General features: G+C 64.0%; 19 protein-coding genes, 2 tRNA genes and 1 pseudogene. 13 read left to right on the top strand and 9 right to left on the bottom strand.

All coding sequences use genetic code 11. The annotated features are described in order from the left end of the window. The first annotated feature begins 439 nt into the window (after nucleotides 1–439). From rplU to OCK01_RS11305, 4 genes are all read left to right on the top strand, one after another. Nucleotides 440–751, top strand: a complete 312-nt coding sequence (gene rplU / locus OCK01_RS11320) for a 50S ribosomal protein L21 (RefSeq protein WP_182828575.1) — start codon at nucleotides 440–442, stop codon at nucleotides 749–751. Between the two features lie 30 nt (nucleotides 752–781). Further along, nucleotides 782–1,054 (top strand): 50S ribosomal protein L27, encoded by a 273-nt coding sequence (gene rpmA, locus OCK01_RS11315; RefSeq protein ID WP_182828574.1) that lies wholly within the window; start codon nucleotides 782–784, stop codon nucleotides 1,052–1,054. Nucleotides 1,055–1,183: 129 nt separating this feature from the next. Further along, nucleotides 1,184–1,816 (top strand): GNAT family N-acetyltransferase, encoded by a 633-nt coding sequence (locus tag OCK01_RS11310; RefSeq protein WP_263824008.1) that lies wholly within the window; start codon nucleotides 1,184–1,186, stop codon nucleotides 1,814–1,816. Further along, entirely contained in the window at nucleotides 1,813–2,475 is a 663-nt protein-coding gene (locus tag OCK01_RS11305) for a GNAT family N-acetyltransferase (RefSeq protein WP_263824007.1), read from the top strand. Before OCK01_RS11310 ends, OCK01_RS11305 begins: the two co-directional genes overlap by 4 nt. Nucleotides 2,476–2,532: 57 nt before the next feature. On the opposite strand, the gene OCK01_RS11300 is transcribed toward OCK01_RS11305, so the two are convergent. Beyond that, nucleotides 2,533–3,390, bottom strand: a complete 858-nt coding sequence (locus OCK01_RS11300; protein WP_263824006.1) for an endonuclease/exonuclease/phosphatase family protein — start codon at nucleotides 3,388–3,390, stop codon at nucleotides 2,533–2,535. 89 nt (nucleotides 3,391–3,479) lie between these two features. Between OCK01_RS11300 and obgE the strand changes: the two are divergent. From obgE to OCK01_RS11270, 6 genes and pseudogenes are all read left to right on the top strand, one after another. Beyond that, nucleotides 3,480–4,461 (top strand): annotated as a pseudogene (gene obgE / locus OCK01_RS11295) (GTPase ObgE); the annotation flags it as partial. Between the two features lie 111 nt (nucleotides 4,462–4,572). Then, nucleotides 4,573–5,742 carry a glutamate 5-kinase gene (gene proB, locus OCK01_RS11290; protein WP_263824005.1) on the top strand — a complete coding sequence of 390 codons (1,170 nt, stop codon included), beginning with the start codon at nucleotides 4,573–4,575 and terminating at the stop codon, nucleotides 5,740–5,742. After that, nucleotides 5,735–7,012 (top strand): glutamate-5-semialdehyde dehydrogenase, encoded by a 1,278-nt coding sequence (locus OCK01_RS11285; protein WP_263824004.1) that lies wholly within the window; start codon nucleotides 5,735–5,737, stop codon nucleotides 7,010–7,012. The genes proB and OCK01_RS11285 overlap by 8 nt, the downstream gene beginning before the upstream one ends. Before the next feature lie 41 nt (nucleotides 7,013–7,053). Next, the gene (locus OCK01_RS11280) at nucleotides 7,054–7,650 is read left to right on the top strand and encodes a nicotinate-nucleotide adenylyltransferase (RefSeq protein WP_263824029.1); all 597 of its coding nucleotides are present in this window, start codon (nucleotides 7,054–7,056) and stop codon (nucleotides 7,648–7,650) included. A gap of 62 nt (nucleotides 7,651–7,712) precedes the next feature. After that, nucleotides 7,713–8,711: a glycosyltransferase family 2 protein gene (locus tag OCK01_RS11275; RefSeq protein WP_263824003.1), complete on the top strand. Its 999-nt coding sequence runs from the start codon at nucleotides 7,713–7,715 to the stop codon at nucleotides 8,709–8,711. Nucleotides 8,712–8,767: 56 nt separating this feature from the next. Further along, nucleotides 8,768–10,375, top strand: a complete 1,608-nt coding sequence (locus OCK01_RS11270) for a 6-pyruvoyl-tetrahydropterin synthase-related protein (protein WP_263824002.1) — start codon at nucleotides 8,768–8,770, stop codon at nucleotides 10,373–10,375. Here the strand turns inward: OCK01_RS11270 and OCK01_RS11265 are convergent, their stop codons facing one another. From OCK01_RS11265 to OCK01_RS11250, 4 genes are all read right to left on the bottom strand, one after another. After that, the gene (locus tag OCK01_RS11265; protein WP_263824001.1) at nucleotides 10,376–10,567 is read right to left on the bottom strand and encodes a Trm112 family protein; all 192 of its coding nucleotides are present in this window, start codon (nucleotides 10,565–10,567) and stop codon (nucleotides 10,376–10,378) included. A 7-nt stretch (nucleotides 10,568–10,574) separates the two neighbouring features. Continuing rightward, nucleotides 10,575–11,252 (bottom strand): LON peptidase substrate-binding domain-containing protein, encoded by a 678-nt coding sequence (locus OCK01_RS11260; RefSeq protein ID WP_263824000.1) that lies wholly within the window; start codon nucleotides 11,250–11,252, stop codon nucleotides 10,575–10,577. A gap of 66 nt (nucleotides 11,253–11,318) precedes the next feature. Next, the gene (trxA, locus tag OCK01_RS11255; RefSeq protein ID WP_182829416.1) at nucleotides 11,319–12,272 is read right to left on the bottom strand and encodes a thioredoxin; all 954 of its coding nucleotides are present in this window, start codon (nucleotides 12,270–12,272) and stop codon (nucleotides 11,319–11,321) included. A 37-nt stretch (nucleotides 12,273–12,309) separates the two neighbouring features. Next, entirely contained in the window at nucleotides 12,310–12,819 is a 510-nt protein-coding gene (locus OCK01_RS11250) for a prolyl-tRNA synthetase associated domain-containing protein (RefSeq protein ID WP_263823999.1), read from the bottom strand. 241 nt (nucleotides 12,820–13,060) lie between these two features. On the opposite strand from OCK01_RS11250, the gene OCK01_RS11245 reads away from it, so the two are divergent. Together OCK01_RS11245 and OCK01_RS11240 are read left to right on the top strand one after the other, a co-directional pair. After that, nucleotides 13,061–13,135: transfer RNA gene (locus OCK01_RS11245), tRNA-Gly, on the top strand. Nucleotides 13,136–13,358: 223 nt separating this feature from the next. After that, nucleotides 13,359–13,433: transfer RNA gene (locus OCK01_RS11240), tRNA-Gly, on the top strand. A gap of 597 nt (nucleotides 13,434–14,030) precedes the next feature. On the opposite strand, the gene OCK01_RS11235 is transcribed toward OCK01_RS11240, so the two are convergent. The 3 genes from OCK01_RS11235 to OCK01_RS11225 form a co-directional block, all read right to left on the bottom strand. Continuing rightward, nucleotides 14,031–14,579, bottom strand: a complete 549-nt coding sequence (locus OCK01_RS11235) for a DUF4142 domain-containing protein (protein ID WP_263823998.1) — start codon at nucleotides 14,577–14,579, stop codon at nucleotides 14,031–14,033. 70 nt (nucleotides 14,580–14,649) lie between these two features. After that, the gene (locus tag OCK01_RS11230; RefSeq protein ID WP_263823997.1) at nucleotides 14,650–14,967 is read right to left on the bottom strand and encodes an ArsR/SmtB family transcription factor; all 318 of its coding nucleotides are present in this window, start codon (nucleotides 14,965–14,967) and stop codon (nucleotides 14,650–14,652) included. Nucleotides 14,968–15,021: 54 nt separating this feature from the next. Further along, nucleotides 15,022–15,726, bottom strand: a complete 705-nt coding sequence (locus OCK01_RS11225) for a DUF2270 domain-containing protein (RefSeq protein ID WP_182828561.1) — start codon at nucleotides 15,724–15,726, stop codon at nucleotides 15,022–15,024. Between the two features lie 216 nt (nucleotides 15,727–15,942). Here OCK01_RS11225 and OCK01_RS11220 point away from each other — a divergent pair, with 216 nt between their 5' ends. Continuing rightward, complete coding sequence (locus OCK01_RS11220) at nucleotides 15,943–16,866, top strand: homocysteine S-methyltransferase family protein (protein WP_263823996.1); 924 nt, start codon at nucleotides 15,943–15,945, stop codon at nucleotides 16,864–16,866. Nucleotides 16,867–16,893: 27 nt separating this feature from the next. On the opposite strand, the gene OCK01_RS11215 is transcribed toward OCK01_RS11220, so the two are convergent. Then, entirely contained in the window at nucleotides 16,894–17,121 is a 228-nt protein-coding gene (locus OCK01_RS11215) for a hypothetical protein (RefSeq protein WP_263823995.1), read from the bottom strand. Nucleotides 17,122–17,216 lie beyond the last annotated feature (95 nt).

Here is a 17,216-nt window from a genome sequence, read left to right as displayed (position 1 = left end):
GAATGAACGATTATGTGTGAGAAATCAAATATTGAAGATCACGACCGCGACCGATCCAGGGCAGATTTCGAGTGCGGTGCAATCGACCACTCTACCACCTCTCCGCAGTCCGCTTTCGCCCGGGTGGAGAGCTGGTCGAGGGCTCAGGGGCGAAGCGTGGCGCGGATATAGCGAGGAAGATTGGCGCGCGCAAGAGAGAAATTCGGCCTTTTTCGCTTTTGTCCCCGCGCCTTGCCTTGACACATAAGGGGGCCTCGCGTACACGCAAGTCACGAATGCTGCGGATAGCTCTATCCTCGGCCTGAAATGGGCTTTGCCGAGAGGCGGGCCGTCACAGGCGGTTCTCCGCCACACGCAACCGACTGACAAAAAGACCGCACGGGCGGCGTTCGCGAGAACTTTTCCCGATGCGCGTACAAAGAACATGAAAGGAAAAATAATGTTCGCAGTCATCAAGACCGGCGGTAAGCAGTACCAGGTTTCCGCCAACGACGTCATCGCCGTCGAAAAGCTCGAAGGCGAAGCCGGCGCTCAGATCGAATTCACCGAAGTCCTCGTCGTCGGCGAAGGCGCCGGCGCCAAGATCGGCGCGCCCTTCGTGGCCGGCGCCGTGGTGACCGCGGAAATCGTCGAGCAGGGCCGTTCGCGCAAGACCATCGCTTTCGTGAAGCGCCGCCGCCAGAATTCCAAGCGCAAGAAGGGCCATCGCCAGGCCTTCACCAAGGTGCGCATCGTCGCGATCGCGGCTTGATCGGGTTAAAGAGGACCAAGGAGAACTAACATGGCACACAAAAAAGCTGGCGGCTCCTCGCGTAACGGCCGCGATTCCAATTCCAAGCGCCTCGGCGTGAAAAAGTTCGGCGGCGAAAACGTCATTGCCGGCAACATTATCGTGCGTCAGCGCGGTACGCAGTGGCATCCGGGCGCCAATGTCGGCCTCGGCAAGGATCACACCATTTTCGCGCTCGTGGAAGGCAATGTGGACTACCGTACGAAGGCCAATGGCCGCGTTTACGTATCCGTCATGCCGAAAACCGCGGCCGCAGCAGAGTAAGCCGGAGCTCTCTAAACAGCCGGCGCCTCATCGGCCCGGCTGACGCTTCAGGTTGCAAAACCTCCAGGGTTCAAAAGGGAAGATGGGGAAATCCATCTTCCCTTTTCGCATTTGACCAAGGAGGTTGTCATGCAAAGCCCAATCTTGAAGGAAAGCCAAAGTGGTTTTCCCAGCGACGCGCGGCCGATGCCGCAGGAGTTGTTGTTAAGTCCGCAATTGCAAAGCGAGCGTCTGACGCTCCGCGCGCCCGAAACGGCGGACGCCCACGCAATTGCCCATCTCGCCAACAACATCAACGTCGCCTCCAAACTCTCCCGCATGCCGCATCCCTATACGGTGGCCGACGCCGCGAACTTCATCGCCCGTGTTGCCTCCGGCGCGATGGGCAAATGCGTGTACGCCGTCACCCGAACCGACAACCGCGCCTTTCTCGGCGGCTGCGCGCTCGAGGAGACGGACGGCGGCCGAGGTCTCGAGATCGGTTACTGGCTCGGCGAGCCCTATTGGAACCGGGGTCTGGCGACGGAAGCCGCGCAGACCCTGATCGACCACGGCTTCCACACCTTCGGCGCCGACTATATCGACGGCCGCTGCCGGGTGATGAACACCGCATCCCGCCGGGTGCTGCAGAAATGCGGCTTCCAGTTCCAGGGCACGGGCATGGCCTCGTCCCTGGCTCTCGGCGGGCGGGTCGCGGTGGAATGGTTCCGTCTCGATCGCAAGACCTGGGATTCGCTCCGGCATTGGGGAGGGGCGAGATGAACGCGCTCGTCCATGATCTCCTGCTCGGCACCCGTCCCCTGCCGCCCCGCACCAACCCCGCCTGCCCCGATCTCGGCGACCAGCCGCTGATCCGCACCGGGCGGCTGACGCTTCGTCCGCTCAACGCGACCGATGCGCCGGCCATCCGCGCGGGCCTCGACAATTACCGCGTCACCAAGATGCTGGCCCGCGTTCCCCAGCCCTATCACCTGGAGGACGCCGAGGACTGGCTGGCGGCGGGGCCGAAGGGCGGCTGGAGCTTCGCCATCACCCAGGGCGGCATCGGCGCGATCCTGTCGCCGGGCGCGAAAGCCGCCAACGGCAATGTCGACGACCGGCTGATCGGCGTCGTCTCGATCGAATGGACCGAGACGTCGGGCCGCAGGGGCTGGCATCTCGGCTATTGGCTGGCCGAGGAGCATTGGGGCCGCGGCTTGATGACGGAAGCGGTCAACGCGGTACTCGCGCGCTTCTTCGCCACCCATATGGGCGAAACCCTTTATTCCCAGGCGATGGCCGACAACCCGGCCTCGCTGAGAATTCAGGGAAAGCTGGGCTTCGACGTCACCGGCGTTTCCGAGCTCTATTCGGAAGGACGCTCAGCGATGGTCCGGACCATCCTGACCGAGGTCACCTTCGGCGGCTACATGCCGCATTGAAAAGACTGGGCCCGGAGGACGTTGTCTTCCGGGCCTTTCCAAGTTCATGCGCGCGGTTCAGTCCATCTCCAGCCAGACCGGCTTGTGGTCGGAGGCGATGCAGGCCATGTCGGTCCAGCCGCGCTTGAGCCGCGGCGTCAGCGTGGCGCTCGCGAAGATATAGTCGAGATATTGCCGCACCTCGGGCTTGCCGGGCTCTTCCCAGGAATAATCGTCCGGCTGGCGCGCGCCGAGAAAGGCAAGCGAATCCACCGGCGTCGTCGCCCGCGGCGTGCGGCCGTAATAGGGATCGATCCGGCCCGCCATGGCGATATAGTCAGGCGTTTCCGGCATCATGTTGAAATCGCCGAGGATCAGGTAATCGTCGGTATGCGGCAGATCCGGGAAGCCGAATTCGCCGCCGCCCGTCACCCCGCCCCCTTCGACGCCGTGAAGCACGGCGCGGTCTTTGAGATAAGCAATCTGGCGGATGCGCTCGTCGGGATCGCGATGATCGAGATGGGTGGAATAGACGCGTATCGGCCCTTCGGGCGCGTCGATCAGGGCCTCAAGGGCTGCGCGCTGCAGGTTGAGTTCGCCATAGGTGCGGCTGCGCGGCAGAAGCAGGTTGCGCAGCGACAGGATCGGGTAGCGCGACAGCACCATATTGCCGAATTGCAGCCGTCCGCTCGGCGCCCCGGCGGCGCCGGCGGGACGATAATCGACGTCGGCGCCGGGACCGAAGGCCAGGTGAAAGTCGGGAAGCAGTTCCATGAGCCGCGCCGGCATGTCGAGAAAGGCGTTTTTCGGTAGATTGCGGGTCACTTCCTGGAAGCCGATGATGTCGGCGTCCCGCACGACCTCGGCGATGCGGTCGAGGTCGCAGACGCCGTCGAGACCGAAACCATATTGGATGTTAAAGCTGACGACTTTCATGATATTCTTTGACCTTTCCGGCTTAGCCGCTATATCGAACACGCGCGGCGGCCAGAGAGCAAGCCCAAGACAAGAAGAACGGCGAAAAGATGAAGTTTCTCGACCAGTGCAAAATCTATGTCCGAGCCGGTGACGGCGGCGGCGGCTCCGTTTCCTTTCGGCGCGAGAAATTCATCGAATTCGGCGGACCCGACGGCGGCGACGGCGGTCGCGGCGGCGATATCTGGATCGAGACCGTCAACGGCCTCAACACGCTGATCGACTATCGCTACCAGCAGCATTTCAAGGCCGAGACCGGCGTGCACGGCATGGGCCGCAATCGCCATGGCGCCAAAGGGTCGAGCGTCACGCTCAAGGTGCCGGCGGGCACGCAGGTCTTTGAAGAGGACGGCGAAACGCTGATCTGCGACCTGACCGAAGTCGGCCAGAAATACCGACTCGCCAAGGGCGGCAATGGCGGTTTCGGCAACGCCTACTTCAAGAGCTCCACCAATCAGGCGCCCGACTGGGCCAATCCCGGCCAAGCCGGCGAGGAAAAGACGCTCTGGCTGCGCCTGAAGCTGATCGCCGACGCCGGTCTCGTCGGCCTTCCCAATGCCGGGAAATCGACCTTCTTGGCGACCTGCACCCGCGCCCGCCCGAAGATCGCCAACTACCCCTTCACCACGCTGCATCCCAATCTCGGCGTCGCCACGGTGGACGGCAAGGAATATGTGCTGGCCGACATTCCCGGCCTGATCGAAGGCGCGCATGAGGGCATAGGCCTCGGCGACCGCTTCCTCGGCCATGTCGAGCGCACCCGCGTGCTGCTGCATCTCGTCTCCGCCCAGGAAGAGAATGCCGGCAAGGCCTACAAGACCGTCAAGGCCGAACTCGACGCCTATGGCGCAGGCCTCGGCGAAAAGCACGAGATCGTAGCGCTGTCGCAAATCGACACGGTCGACGCCGAAGAGCTGAAAAAGAAGAAGGCGTCGCTGAAGCGCGCCTGCGGCCAGACGCCCTTCGCCATCTCCGCCGTCAGCGGCAAGGGCATGCCGGAAGTGCTGCGCGAACTGGCCCGGATCATCGAGACCAGCAAGGCCGAGGACCCCGACCTGCCCAAGGCCGAAAGCGCGATCGACTGGAAGCGCAAGGAAAAGATGGCGCCGATGGCCGATGAAGACGACGAGGACTTTGACGACTATGACGACGAATGAGCGACTCGGGCTCGAAAACTGCCGCCGCATCGTCATCAAGATCGGCTCTGCGCTGCTGGTGGACCGCAAGACGGGTCTGAAGAAGGCCTGGCTCGAGGCGATGTGCGACGACATCGCCCAACTCGCCGCCAAGGGCGTGGAGGTGCTGGTCGTGTCCTCCGGCGCCATCGCCATGGGCCGCACGGTGCTCGATCTGCCTTCGGGCGCGCTGAAGCTCGAGGAAAGCCAGGCCGCCGCCGCCGTCGGCCAGATCTCGCTCGCCCGCGCCTGGTCGGAAAGCCTGTCGCGTCACGACATCGTCGCCGGCCAGATCCTGCTGACGCTGGGCGACACCGAGGAGCGCCGCCGCTATCTCAACGCCCGCGCCACGATTTCCCAGCTGATGAAGCTGAAGGCCATTCCGGTCATCAACGAAAACGACACCGTCGCGACCAGCGAAATCCGCTATGGCGACAATGACCGGCTCGCCGCCCGCGTCGCCACCATGGTCGGCGCCGACATGCTGGTGCTGCTCTCCGACATCGACGGCCTTTACACCGCCCCGCCGCATCTCGATCCCGAGGCGCGTTTCCTCGACGTCATCCCCGCTATTACGCCGGAGATCGAAGCCATGGCGGGCGGGGCGGCTTCCGAACTGTCGCGGGGCGGCATGCGCACCAAGATCGACGCCGGCAAGATCGCCACATCGGCAGGCTGCGCGATGATCATCGCTTCGGGCAAGGTCTATAATCCGCTGGCCTCGATCGCCAAGGGCGTGCGCCACAGCTGGTTTGCCCCCTCGCCCGAGCCGGTCACCGCCCGCAAGACCTGGATCGCCGGGCAATTGCTGCCCGCCGGCCGCCTGATGATCGATGACGGCGCCGAGCGCGCGCTGCACAGCGGCAAGAGCCTGTTGCCCGCCGGCCTCCGCGACATCGAGGGCGATTTTTCGCGCGGCGACACGGTCGCGATCCTCTCGCTTGACGGCCGCGAGATCGCCCGCGGCCTTGCCGGCTACGACGCGCAGGAAGCCCGCCAGATCGCCGGTAAGAAATCCAACGAGATCGCCGAGATTCTCGGCTATTCCGGCCGCGCCGCCATGGTCCATCGCGACGACATGGTGATGACGGCCGCCCGCCAAACCCGGAGCAAGACGAAGGACGAGATCGATGCTTGACATGGCCAAGGACGAGATCAAGACACTGATGCTGGAGATCGGCGCCCGCGCCCGCGCCGCCAGCCAGCCATTGTCGATCGTCCCGACGCCAGCCAAGAACGCCGCCCTTCTCGCCATGGCCGATGCGATCCTCGCGCAGAAGGCCGACATCCTCGCCGCCAATGCGCTCGATCTCGACGCCGCCCGCGCCAACGGCATGGCCGACTCCTTTGTCGATCGGCTGCTGCTCAACGACGCCCGCATCGACGCCATCGCCCAGGGCATTCGCGAAATCGCCGCGCTGCCCGACCCCGTCGGCGACGTCATCGCCGAATGGGACCGCCCCAACGGCCTGCATATCGAGCGCGTCCGCACGCCGCTCGGCGTCATCGGCGTCATTTACGAGAGCCGTCCCAATGTGACCGCCGACGCCGGCGCGCTGTGCCTCAAGGCCGGCAACGCCGTGATCCTGCGCGGCGGCTCGGACTCCATTCACTCGTCGTCGGCGATCCATGCCTGCCTGGTCGACGGATTGAAATCCGCCGGCCTGCCCGAACATGCGATCCAATATGTGCCGGTCGCCGACCGCGCCGCCGTCGGCGAAATGCTGTCGGGCCTCAATGGCGCAATCGACGTGATCGTGCCGCGCGGCGGCAAGTCGCTGGTCGCCCGTGTCCAGTCGGAAGCCCGCGTGCCGGTCTTCGCCCATCTCGAAGGCGTCAACCACATCTATGTCGACGCGACGTCGGATGTGGACATGGCCAAGAATCTGGTCATCAATTCCAAGCTCCGCCGCACCGGCGTCTGCGGCTCGGCCGAAACGCTTCTGGTCGACAGCGCCGCCCTCGGCACCCATCTGATGCCGATCCTCGAAGCGCTCACCCATGCCGGCTGCGAGATCCGCGCCTCGGCCACCGTGCTCAAGGTCTTCCCGGCCTTCAAACCGGCGACCGACGAGGACTGGTCGACCGAATATCTCGACGCGATCATTTCGGTCGCCGTCGTCGACGGCGTCGGCGGCGCGATCGCCCATATCAACCGCTACTCCTCGCATCACACCGAAGCGATCATTTCGGAAGACGCAGACGCCGTCGCGCGTTTCTTCAACGAGATCGATTCGGCGATCCTGCTGCACAACGCCTCGACGCAATTCGCCGATGGCGGCGAATTCGGCATGGGCGCGGAAATCGGCATCGCCACCGGCAAGATGCATGCGCGGGGACCGGTTGGCGTCGAGCAATTGACCTCCTTCAAATATCGCGTCCGCGGCAGCGGCCAGATCAGGCCCTGACGCCTGTGGATGCGGAAGAGATCGGACGACGTCATCTGATCATGCCGCATGTCGAGCCCGGCATGCTGGTGGGCCTGTTCGGCGGATCCTTCAATCCGCCGCATCAGGGACACCAGCTCGTGGCCGACATCGCGCTCCGCCGACTCGGCCTCGACCAGCTCTGGTGGATGGTCACCCCCGGCAATCCGCTCAAATCCCGCCGGGTCCTCGCGCCGCTCGCCGAACGCCTCGACCTCTCCGAAGCCATGGTGCATGATCCCCGCATCCGCGTCACCGCCTTCGAGACGAGCCTGAATTCGAGCTACACCGCCGAGGTGCTGGCGCGGGTGAAGGCGCGCAATCCCGCCGTCCGCTTCGTCTGGATCATGGGCGCCGACAATCTGCGCGATTTCCACCGCTGGCAGAACTGGCGCAAGATCGCCATGACCTTCCCCATCGCCGTCATCGACAGACCCGGCGCGACGCTCGCCTTCCTCTCCTCCGTCATGGCCAAGACCTTCGACTATGCGAGGGTCGACGAGCATGATGCGGGCACACTCGGCAACCTCCCCGCCCCCGCCTGGACCTTCATCCACGGCCCGCGCTCCCGGCTGAGTTCGACCGCCATCCGCTCCGCCAGTCGCGATCGGCAAGGCTGATTTACCGAAGCTTAGGGCCTCGGGGATACAACCGTCTCATCGCCCGCGACATCGGAGGGACTATGACGGTCGAACTCAGCATCGCCGTGCCGGTCTATAATGAAGAGGACATGCTGGCCCTCTTCCTCCAGACCGTGACCCCCATCCTCGAAAGCGTCACCGCCGATTACGAAATCGTCTTCGTCAATGACGGCAGCCGCGATGCGACGCTGGACATTCTCACCCTCGCCCGCGCTCGTGATCCCCGCATCAAGGTCGTCGACCTCTCGCGCAATTTCGGCAAGGAGGCGGCGCTCACGGCCGCCCTCGCCTTCTGTTCGGGCCGCGCCGTCATCCCGATGGATGTCGACTTGCAGGACCCGCCGGGCCTGATCCCGGTCATGGTCGACAAATGGCGCGACGGCTTCGACGTCGTCCTCGCCCGCCGCGCCGACCGCAGCTCCGACGCAATGCTCAAGCGCTGGACGTCGAGCCTGTTCTACAAAACCATCGGCCGGCTGAGCGACATCGACATCCCCGCCGACGCCGGCGATTTCAGGCTGATGGACCGCCGCGTGGTCGACGCGCTCGGCGCACTGCCCGAACGCGCCCGTTTCATGAAGGGCCTGTTCGCCTGGCTCGGCTATCGTCAGGCCACGATCGATTATGTCAGGCCCGCCCGCGCCGCCGGCAGTTCGAAATGGAAGCCGCTGGCGCTCTGGCGTCTCGGCCTCGAAGGCATCGTCTCCTTTTCGTCGGTTCCCCTGAAACTCTGGAGCTATATCGGCCTCGCCTGCGCCTTGGCGGGGTTCCTCTATGGCGCCTATCTCATCGGCCGCGTCCTGCTTCTCGGCGTCGACGTTCCCGGTTATGCATCGCTTGCGAGCTTCATCCTGTTCTTCAACGGCCTCGTGCTCACCGGTCTCGGCGTGGTCGGTGAATATGTCGCCCGCATCTTCATCGAAGTGAAGGGACGGCCGCTGTTCCTCGTCCGCGAGACCTGGGGGCTCGAAGCCGCCCAGGCGATGCAGCCGCCGGAGCGCGCTGCCCGGCCGGAAAGCCTGGCCGCCCGCCGCGCGTGACGATGCCCGAGACGTCGAGAAACGACGAGGCGCCAACCGGCGCCGCGGGCGCGGTCATGGCCGTGTTCCTCACCGCCACGCTGGTGATGGTCCCCGCCATTGTATTCGGCGCGTTGCGGAGCGGCGTCGACAGCATTTTTCACGCCCGCTGGCAGGAGGCCTTCGCCCGACAATTCTGGGCGGGCGACCTCTATCCCCGCTGGCTGATGGACCTGAATGACGGCTTCGGCAGTCCGGCTTTCTTCGTCTATCCACCGCTCAGCCACTTTGTAACAGCGCTTCTGCATCCCCTCTTTCCCAACTCCTCAATGATCGCGCTTAAGCTCGGCCTCTCCGCCTGGCTCGCCATGCTCGCCTCCGGCCTCGCCTGCCTCTTCTGGCTGCGCCGCGCCTTTCCCGAGGCGCCACGGGCGGCGCTGGCCGGCGCGCTTATATATCTCCTCACCCCCTATCATCTCTATATCAACGTCTATCAGCGCGGCGCCTTCGCAGAAGTCTGGGCCTTCGTCTGGCCGCCGCTGACGCTGATGATGCTGACCGCGCCGGATCGCCTGAGCGGCAGGACGATCGCTGTGACGGCGCTGACGCTCGCCGGATTGTTCACCACCCATGCGCCGTCCATCCTGATCGCCGGCCCCGCCTATGGTCTCTATGCGCTGATCCTCGATCTGAAGGACCGACGCCCGATCAGGCTGACGACGCTGGCTCTGTCGGCGCTGCTCGGCCTTCTCCTCGCCGGCGGCTATCTCGGCACGGCGCTCACCCATTCCGCCTATATCGACACCGCGGCCCTGTTTTCCGGCCGCAACCTCGCCAGCAACTGGCTTCTCGGCGGCGCGGCGTGGCCCGATCCGGGCATCGAACTCTATGTGCATGTTGCGAGCGCCCTCACCTTCGGACCGGGACTGCTTATTGCGACCGTTGCTCTGGCGCGTTCCCGCACGGCTGCTCGGATACAGGCGGTCGCCGCCCTCGCCTTCCTGCTGCCGGCGCTCGTCCTGATGAGCGTCCTGAGCCGGCCGATTTGGGAGCTGCATCTGCCGCTCGACCGGGTCCAATTTCCCTGGCGGTTCCTGCTGCTCGCCACGATCGGACTGTCGCTCGCCGTAACGGCTGCCGCAGCGGAGGCCAGACCCCGGCTCTCGCGAGTTCTGCCCTTTGCCGTGATCATCGTCGGCCTGCTGGTCAATATCGGATTCACGCTCCTGCCCGAGCGCCTGCCCGCTTCCATCGACCCCGAGTCTATCACCAGAGCGAGCCCCGGGGATGACAGCTGGGATGCGCCGGAATATCGGCTGGTCTCGCGTGTGGAGGTGCAAGGCCTTTTCGCGCCCGCTGAGAGGGTTCGGCTGATTGAAGGCGAGGGAAAGGTCGTGGTGCGGGACTGGTCGCCGCGCCGCATTCGGCTGGCGTTCGATCTCAAGTCGGAGGGCGTTGTCGCCATTCGGCAGTTCGCCTATCCCGGCTGGAGGGCTTCGGCCGGCGGATTGGTCGAGGGAACGAAGGTTTTGCAGATCGCGGCGCCGGCGGGCCGAAGCGAGATCGAGCTTCGACTGGAGCCATTGCTGGCCGAACGGATGGGCTGGTGGGCGAGCCTGTGCGGCTTGCTGATTCTCGCCTTCATCCGGATCGCGCCGCGCCTCATGGCGAAGCGCCGCCTTTGATCAGCTTTCGATGCGCCGGGCTTCCGATTCGAGCATGATCGGCACGCCGTCGCGGATCGGAAAGGCCAGCTTGGCTTTTTCCGAGATCAGTTCGTTGCGCTCACGATCATAGGTCAGCCCGCCCTTGGTGACAGGGCAGACGAGCAGCTCCAGCATTTTCGGATCGGGGCGGGCGAGATCGAGATCGGTCATTAGACCCTCACTGCAGCGTGCGGGCGGCGTCGCCGAAGGCTTTGGCGAGCACAATTTCGGTCATGGCGACCAGCGTTTCGGCCCGCGTCTTGAGGTCGGGCGCTTCGAGCAGCGCCTGTTTTTCGCGCGGCCCGAACGGCGCCATCATCGACAGCGAATTGACCAGGGTGCGATTGGAGGTCTTGCCCACGGCTTCCCAATCGACTTCGAGCTTGTTGGCGTCGAGATAGTTGCGGAAGGCCGAGAGCAGCGCGTCGCGATCGACGGTCGGATCGTCGTCGGGTTCGATGAGATCGCTCACAAAGGGCTTGATGGCGAAACGTCGATAGGGACAATGGCCCTGCGACAACTCATTGAGCAACCGCACGCGGCATATGCCAGAGATATCGATGACATAGCGTCCGTCGCCGGTCTCGCCGAACGTGGTGATCCGGCCGATCGTGCCGACCTTGCAGAGTTCGGGATTGCCGGCCGGGCTCTCGTCGGTTTCGGTGAACACCGGCTGGGCGACGCCGATCAGCCTGTTGTGCTTGAGCGCGTCGTCGATCATGGCGAGATAGCGCGGCTCGAACACGTTGAGCGGCAAATGCGCTCCCGACAGAAGCAAGACGCCCGACAACGGAAAAATCGGAATGCTCTCGGGCAGATCCGCCTCGGTCAGATAACGCGCATTGCCAACCTGCATCGACCAACCTCTCTCGCAATTCGACAAGGATATGGGGCGCGTCCGCCCCCCGTTCAAGCCAATGGATCAGGAGAACAGGATCGAGGACAATTTCCGCCGCGCCGCGATGGTGGCGGGATCCTTGAAGCCCCAGACATCGAAGAACTGCAGCAACTGGCGGCGGGCGCCGTCGTCGTCGTAAGCGCGGTCCTTCTTCATGATGTAGAACAGATGTTCGGCGGCGCCGTCGCGATCGCCCTCGACATTGAGGATCTTGGCGAGCTTCATGCGGGCGTCGTGGTGATCGGGATTGAGCGACAGCTCATGTTCGAGCGCGCGCGGATCGCCGAGCTTGCGGGCTTCTTCGATCTGGGCGAGCTTAGCGAGCAGCGGCGCCACGGCGGCGTCGGTCTTCTTCTCTTCGGGGAGGCTCGCGAGCAGATCGCGGGCGCGCTCCCACTGGCCGGCCGCAATCATGCAATTGGCCATGCCGGCCAACGCCTTGAGATTGTCGGGATCAGCCTGCAGCACCGCGCCGAACATGTCGGCTGCGCCGCCAAGATCGCCTTCGGCGAGCGCCGCCTCGGCTTCGGCCAAGACCGCTTCGATCTCGGCCGCCTCGTCCATCGGGCCCGCGCCGGGACCGGCGATCTTGTCGATGAAGGCCCGAACCTGTGTCTCGGGCAGCGCACCCATGAAACCGTCGACCGGGCGGCCATCGACGAAGGCGACGACGGCCGGAATCGACTGGATGCCGAGCTGGCCCGGGATGGCGGGATGGTCATCGATGTTGAGCTTGACGAGCTTGACCTTGCCGCCGGCCTCGTTGACGACCTTTTCGATCACCGGCGTCAGCTGACGGCAAGGGCCGCACCAGGGCGCCCAGAAATCCACCAGCACCGGTTGCCGCGTCGATTCTTCCATCACGTCGCGACCGAAGGCCTGCGTGGTCGTGTCCTTCACATGCGCAGATGCGCCGCCATTGGTCTTGGATGCGGGCTGGCCGCCCAGACCGCCGAAGGGATTGCTGAAACCCGTCATTCTCGTCACTCCGATTTTTCCGCCCTGATGTCGTGGGTCAGACGGTCACTTTCAAGATATGGGCCGTATGTCCGGTCGCTTCGATGAAGCGGATCAGATCGTCGCGGCTGATCGAAGTCGTGGCGTCGTTTCTGAGCGGGTGGCAATTGATGATGTCATTCTTCATCAGTTCTTCGTCGAGCACAATCGTCACATTTCGCCCTGTGTCGTTGATCACGCCGAAAGCAGTGACGGCGCCGGGAACGACCCCCAGGAATTCCATGAGTTTTTCCGGCTTGCCGAAGGAAAATTTCGACGCGCCGCCGACGATCTGATGCACCGTCTTGAGATCGACCGTCGCGTGCTCCTCGACGGTCAGCAGGAAATACTGGTCCTTTTTGTCCTTCAGGAACAGGTTCTTGGTGTGGCCGCCGGGAATTTCGTCGCGCAGCGCCGCCGATTCGGCCACGGTGAAGACGGCCGGATGGGTTTTCGTCTGATGGCGCGCCCCGAGCTGATCGAGAAATGCGAACAGATCCTCATCGGTTTTCGGCTGGGCGTCGGCCATTCTTCGTCTCCTTGCTGACTCGATCCGGAGCCGAGTGATACGCTGCTTCCGCGCCGGGAGCAATGGCGGCGGCGACGGCGGACTGCTCAATTTCCGACGTGATTTCAAAGACATGTCATTTTTCTTCTCTTTGCTGTCATTTCCCTGTTGCAATCTCCGGAGCCTTGGGCGATATAGCGCCCGTCGCCGCCGAATGGCAGCGGCTCACGGTTCCAACCTACCCCAGGAACGTGAATGATGAGCGGGTGTAGCTCAGGGGTAGAGCACAACCTTGCCAAGGTTGGGGTCGAGGGTTCGAATCCCTTCGCCCGCTCCAATTTCTCCCGGACTGTGAAATTCTTGTTCTTGCCGCGCGATTGTTACGCGCAAGGCCCGTTTCGCTTGCCGGCCAGCGTTCGCGCACGGCTCGCAAAACAATCCACAAGCTTGATTTTTTTCGCCAAAAACCTGTTGCATTTCATCTGCGGCTGGGGCATATCGCCCTCGTCGACGGCTTCGGCGACACCCGGTCCACACTACCCCAGGGCCGCGGGTTTTGAGCGGGTGTAGCTCAGGGGTAGAGCACAACCTTGCCAAGGTTGGGGTCGAGGGTTCGAATCCCTTCGCCCGCTCCAGTTTTCTCCAAGACGATGGAACATGCCAATTCGCTCCGCAGCGTCCGTTCGCCCGGAATTATACGTCATTGTCTCGCTTCGCCCATACGGGCTCGGCCGGGGCGCGAAGAACGCCTCGTTTGTTTAGTTTTAATATGACGCTCGTCGCGCCCCGCATTCGGCGGTTTGTGCCTCGAACTTGACGCTCGTCGCCGCAGTTCAAGACTGCGGGTAATCCGCCTCTGAAGCGGGCCTTACTGTAACGTCCCTTTCGAGACGCCACCCTGGGGGAGCGCTTTCACGCCCAAGGTCCCCAGTGTTCGGGGGTCGTCGTTTCTCGAAGCCCCGGAGAAAAAGGGCCACGTCGTCCCTCTTCCCCCAGCGCCGGCCCCATCTCGCCGCGACGCCTCGCGGTGTAGCCGATGATGGAACGAGATGAGAATAAAGGGCGTGGGAGGGTGGGGGATGAAATGAGGAAAATTTTTTTGCGGGTCGTTTGGGGTGGCTTGCAGGGCGTGCATCGCCCCTCATCCGGCTGCCGCCACCTTCTCCCCGCATTGCGGGGAGAAGGGCGATCGGGGCGGTGCAGGACGTCAAGAGCATCGAGAGGAGACCGGATTACTTCCCCGCAAGCTGCATCACATGCTGGCGGTGCATTTCGAGCACTGGCAGGGTCTTCTGGGCGAAGGCGCCGAGCGTCGGGTCGTCGGGCTTGGAGGCGTAGGACTGGAAGAGCGCCACGGCCTTGTCATGCGCCATGCGCTGGAGTTCTATATAGGCCATGTCGAAGTTTTCGGCGCTGGCGTTCTTCAGCGTGTCGAGCGCGGCGGCGTCTTCTTTCAACAGCGTGTCGGGGCTGCCGAGATCGCCCTTGCGCTGCGACAACGCGGCCTTCATCTCCTCGCCGGCCTTGGTGTGATCGGCGATCATCTGCTGGGCGAACTGCTTGACCTGGTCGGAACTGGCTTTTTGCAGAGCGAGTTCGCTCGACTGGATTTCCAACAAATTGGAGCTCGTCGCCATCGGCACGAAATGATCGATGCCGACATCGCCCATGGCGTTGTCCATGGTGTTCGCAGCGGGAACGGGGGCCGGATCCTCGGCGAAGGCTGGAACCAGGGCGGCAGAAGCGATGAGGGCGGCGAAAAGTGCGGTGATCGGTTTCACGGGGTAGTCCTCCTTGGGATGGGAGGTCTTTGAACCGGCGAGGCGTCGGAACGTTCCCAGAAAGCGATCGTCAGGCGGCGACTTCCGCCTTGCCGCAATAATTCCGGTAGAGCGTGGCGATGAGATCGCGGGCGACGTCGCTTTCGATGCGATACCAGATGGTCTGGCCGTCGCGGCGAGCGGCGATGATGCGGTCCCGGCGCAGAAGCGCCAGATGCTGGGACACGGTGGAATCGCGGATGCCGAGGAACTCCGCCAATTGCCCGACCGAATGCTCGCCGTTCGACAGGCGGCACAGGATCAGCAGCCGGTAACGGTTGGACAGGGACTTCAGCAGCTCGCTCGCCTGTTCGGCGCCTGCTTTCATGGCTTCGGCGTCAATCTTCATAGTTACGAACATAATGCAGGTATCGCGCCTTTGCAAGACGCCCGCCGCCACGCTTCAGACATGGACATTGCCATGGGCGAGTTCGGCGTCCTCGTCCGGCGTGAAATAGGCGATGAAGATCAGCACTGCGTAAAAGGCGAGGACGATCGGCGCCACCACTTCCCCGGGGGCCGGGCCGAGGCTGGCGCTCTTGGCCGCCGCATAGGCCATATGCCAGAGATCGGACGGTCCCTGCCGGGCGGCGAGCTCGGGCGTGGTGATCTTGAGAATCCAGGCGAGCAGCAGGATGCCGAACACGTAAATATAGTTGCGCCTCAGGCGGCGGGAGAAGGCGACGCGCTGGCTGATGAGGAAATGCGGCGTGCGCAGCGTTTCTCCAAGAATGAGCAGCCAGTTGGAGGCGAAATCCGGCTGCGGCGAGAAAATCTGCGCGAAGTAATGCCGCTCGAACTGGCGAACCCGGGCGCGGTAGACGTCGAAGAAGCGGTAGCGGCGCGCCTCGATCCACAGCAGCAGCAGATTGATGAGCATGGCGAACAGCAGCACGCCGTGATGGGCGGCTGGCGTCGACAGCGACACCGACAACATGGCCGCAGCCGCCGTCAGCGCCCAGTTTGTGGTGCGGTCCAACCGGTCGCGCCAACCGGCCATGCGGGCGATTTCGGCGCGGTGATAATGCGCCATCGTGTTGACCCGCTCGGACGAGGTGAGCGGCGTGGGCTGCACGCTGGCGCCCGGATGCGCGGCGGTGTCTGACATCCCGACCTCCCTGTCTTGTGGGATAAAGACGGATGGCGCGCCACGGTTCCATCGAGCTTGGGAACTTGCGGCGGAGAAGGCGGTTTGCATCGCGGTTTCGAACGCCGGGGAGCCGGCCATGCCGCCGATGATCCGCCCCATTCTGTTTCACGCCGGCCCTTCCCCTGGCCGGCGCGCCGTGGCAAACAGCGGATGACATGAGGACCGGAGGACGAAATGACCGCGACCGCGCAGAAGAAGACACGCATTCTCGATGGCGGGATGAGCCGCGAACTGGTGCGGCTGGGCGCCGAACTCAAGCAGCCGGAATGGTCGGCGCTGGCGCTGATGAACGCGCCCGACATCGTGCGCAAGGTGCATGAGGAGTTCATCGAGGCGGGCGCCGAGGTGATCACCACCAATTCCTATGCGCTGGTGCCCTTCCATATCGGCGAAGAGAAATTCCGGTCCGACGGCGCAGCCCTGACCGCGCTGGCCGGCCGGCTGGCGCGCGAAGCGGCCGACGGCGTCGGCCAGGGCCGGACGCTGGTCGCGGGCTCGCTGCCGCCGATCTTCGGCTCCTACGAGCCGCAGCTGTTCGACGCCTCCCGCGTGCAGGATTACCTTCATGTGCTCGTCACCTATCTCGCGCCCTATGTCGATCTCTGGCTCGGCGAGACGCTCAGCCTGATCGCCGAGGGCGAGGCCGTGCGCGAGGCGATCAAGGACACGGGCAAGCCGTTCTGGATTTCCTTCACGCTGGATGACGCCGATCTCGCAATGTCGCAGGGCGCGGCGCGGCTGCGATCGGGCGAAAGCGTGACGGCGGCGGCGGAATGGGCGGCGTCTTCGGGCGCGGCGGCGCTGCTGTTCAACTGCGCCAAGCCCGAAGTCATGGGCCGGGCGGTGGAGGCGGCCAAAACCGTGTTCGACGCGCATGGCGCCGACATCGAGATCGGCGTCTACGCCAACGCGTTTGAGAATCTCAATGACGGCGAAGCCGCCAATGAAGGCCTGCATGGCACGCGCGAGGATCTGAATTCCGACAAATACTCGACTTTTGCGGCGGAATGGGTGGAAAAGGGCGCAAGCCTGGTGGGCGGCTGCTGCGGCATCGGCGCAGAACATATCTGCCGGGTCGCCAATCGCCTCAGGGCATAAGCGATGCTTCAACAATGGCGGATGGGGTCAGGCGCGCCGGGTCCCGCCGCCAAACAACACATAGCCGAGCGCAGCCGCGATAAGGCCAAGATTGAAGCCGGCAACCACGAGCAGCGCCGTGAAAATCGACGCGCCGTAGACCACGACGCCGGCGATCGCCACGACGGAAATCAGGAAGGCGACGAGGATCACGGCGACGGCCGAGCGCAACAGCGCTGAGAACAGGCCCGTCAGTGTCGACGTCGTTAAAATCATTGTCGCCCCTCTCGCGGATTGGTGGGCGCAGCCTGCCAGACATCGCGCAAAATTCGCTTATCCGAACGCCTAAACTTTTATCGATCGCCAAAAAC

Source organism: Rhizobium sp. TRM95796 (assembly GCF_025779995.1).
Lineage (GTDB): Bacteria > Pseudomonadota > Alphaproteobacteria > Rhizobiales > Rhizobiaceae > Rhizobium_E.
This window is presented reverse-complemented; position numbering and strand designations above follow the sequence as displayed.

What these genes read in the sequence shown, in the direction of transcription:
- OCK01_RS11280 (WP_263824029.1), top strand. Translation starts at nt 7,054, where the DNA reads ATGCCGCATGTCGAGCCCGGCATGCTGGTGGGCCTGTTCGGCGGATCC.
- OCK01_RS11285 (WP_263824004.1), top strand. Translation starts at nt 5,735, where the DNA reads ATGCTTGACATGGCCAAGGACGAGATCAAGACACTGATGCTGGAGATC.
- OCK01_RS11305 (WP_263824007.1), top strand. Translation starts at nt 1,813, where the DNA reads ATGAACGCGCTCGTCCATGATCTCCTGCTCGGCACCCGTCCCCTGCCG.
- OCK01_RS11230 (WP_263823997.1), bottom strand. Translation starts at nt 14,967, where the DNA reads ATGAAGATTGACGCCGAAGCCATGAAAGCAGGCGCCGAACAGGCGAGC.
- OCK01_RS11265 (WP_263824001.1), bottom strand. Translation starts at nt 10,567, where the DNA reads ATGACCGATCTCGATCTCGCCCGCCCCGATCCGAAAATGCTGGAGCTG.
- OCK01_RS11260 (WP_263824000.1), bottom strand. Translation starts at nt 11,252, where the DNA reads ATGCAGGTTGGCAATGCGCGTTATCTGACCGAGGCGGATCTGCCCGAG.
- rplU (WP_182828575.1), top strand. Translation starts at nt 440, where the DNA reads ATGTTCGCAGTCATCAAGACCGGCGGTAAGCAGTACCAGGTTTCCGCC.
- OCK01_RS11310 (WP_263824008.1), top strand. Translation starts at nt 1,184, where the DNA reads ATGCAAAGCCCAATCTTGAAGGAAAGCCAAAGTGGTTTTCCCAGCGAC.
- OCK01_RS11250 (WP_263823999.1), bottom strand. Translation starts at nt 12,819, where the DNA reads ATGGCCGACGCCCAGCCGAAAACCGATGAGGATCTGTTCGCATTTCTC.
- rpmA (WP_182828574.1), top strand. Translation starts at nt 782, where the DNA reads ATGGCACACAAAAAAGCTGGCGGCTCCTCGCGTAACGGCCGCGATTCC.
- OCK01_RS11225 (WP_182828561.1), bottom strand. Translation starts at nt 15,726, where the DNA reads ATGTCAGACACCGCCGCGCATCCGGGCGCCAGCGTGCAGCCCACGCCG.
- proB (WP_263824005.1), top strand. Translation starts at nt 4,573, where the DNA reads ATGACGACGAATGAGCGACTCGGGCTCGAAAACTGCCGCCGCATCGTC.
- OCK01_RS11215 (WP_263823995.1), bottom strand. Translation starts at nt 17,121, where the DNA reads ATGATTTTAACGACGTCGACACTGACGGGCCTGTTCTCAGCGCTGTTG.
- OCK01_RS11270 (WP_263824002.1), top strand. Translation starts at nt 8,768, where the DNA reads ATGGCCGTGTTCCTCACCGCCACGCTGGTGATGGTCCCCGCCATTGTA.
- trxA (WP_182829416.1), bottom strand. Translation starts at nt 12,272, where the DNA reads ATGACGGGTTTCAGCAATCCCTTCGGCGGTCTGGGCGGCCAGCCCGCA.
- OCK01_RS11300 (WP_263824006.1), bottom strand. Translation starts at nt 3,390, where the DNA reads ATGAAAGTCGTCAGCTTTAACATCCAATATGGTTTCGGTCTCGACGGC.
- OCK01_RS11275 (WP_263824003.1), top strand. Translation starts at nt 7,713, where the DNA reads ATGACGGTCGAACTCAGCATCGCCGTGCCGGTCTATAATGAAGAGGAC.
- OCK01_RS11220 (WP_263823996.1), top strand. Translation starts at nt 15,943, where the DNA reads ATGACCGCGACCGCGCAGAAGAAGACACGCATTCTCGATGGCGGGATG.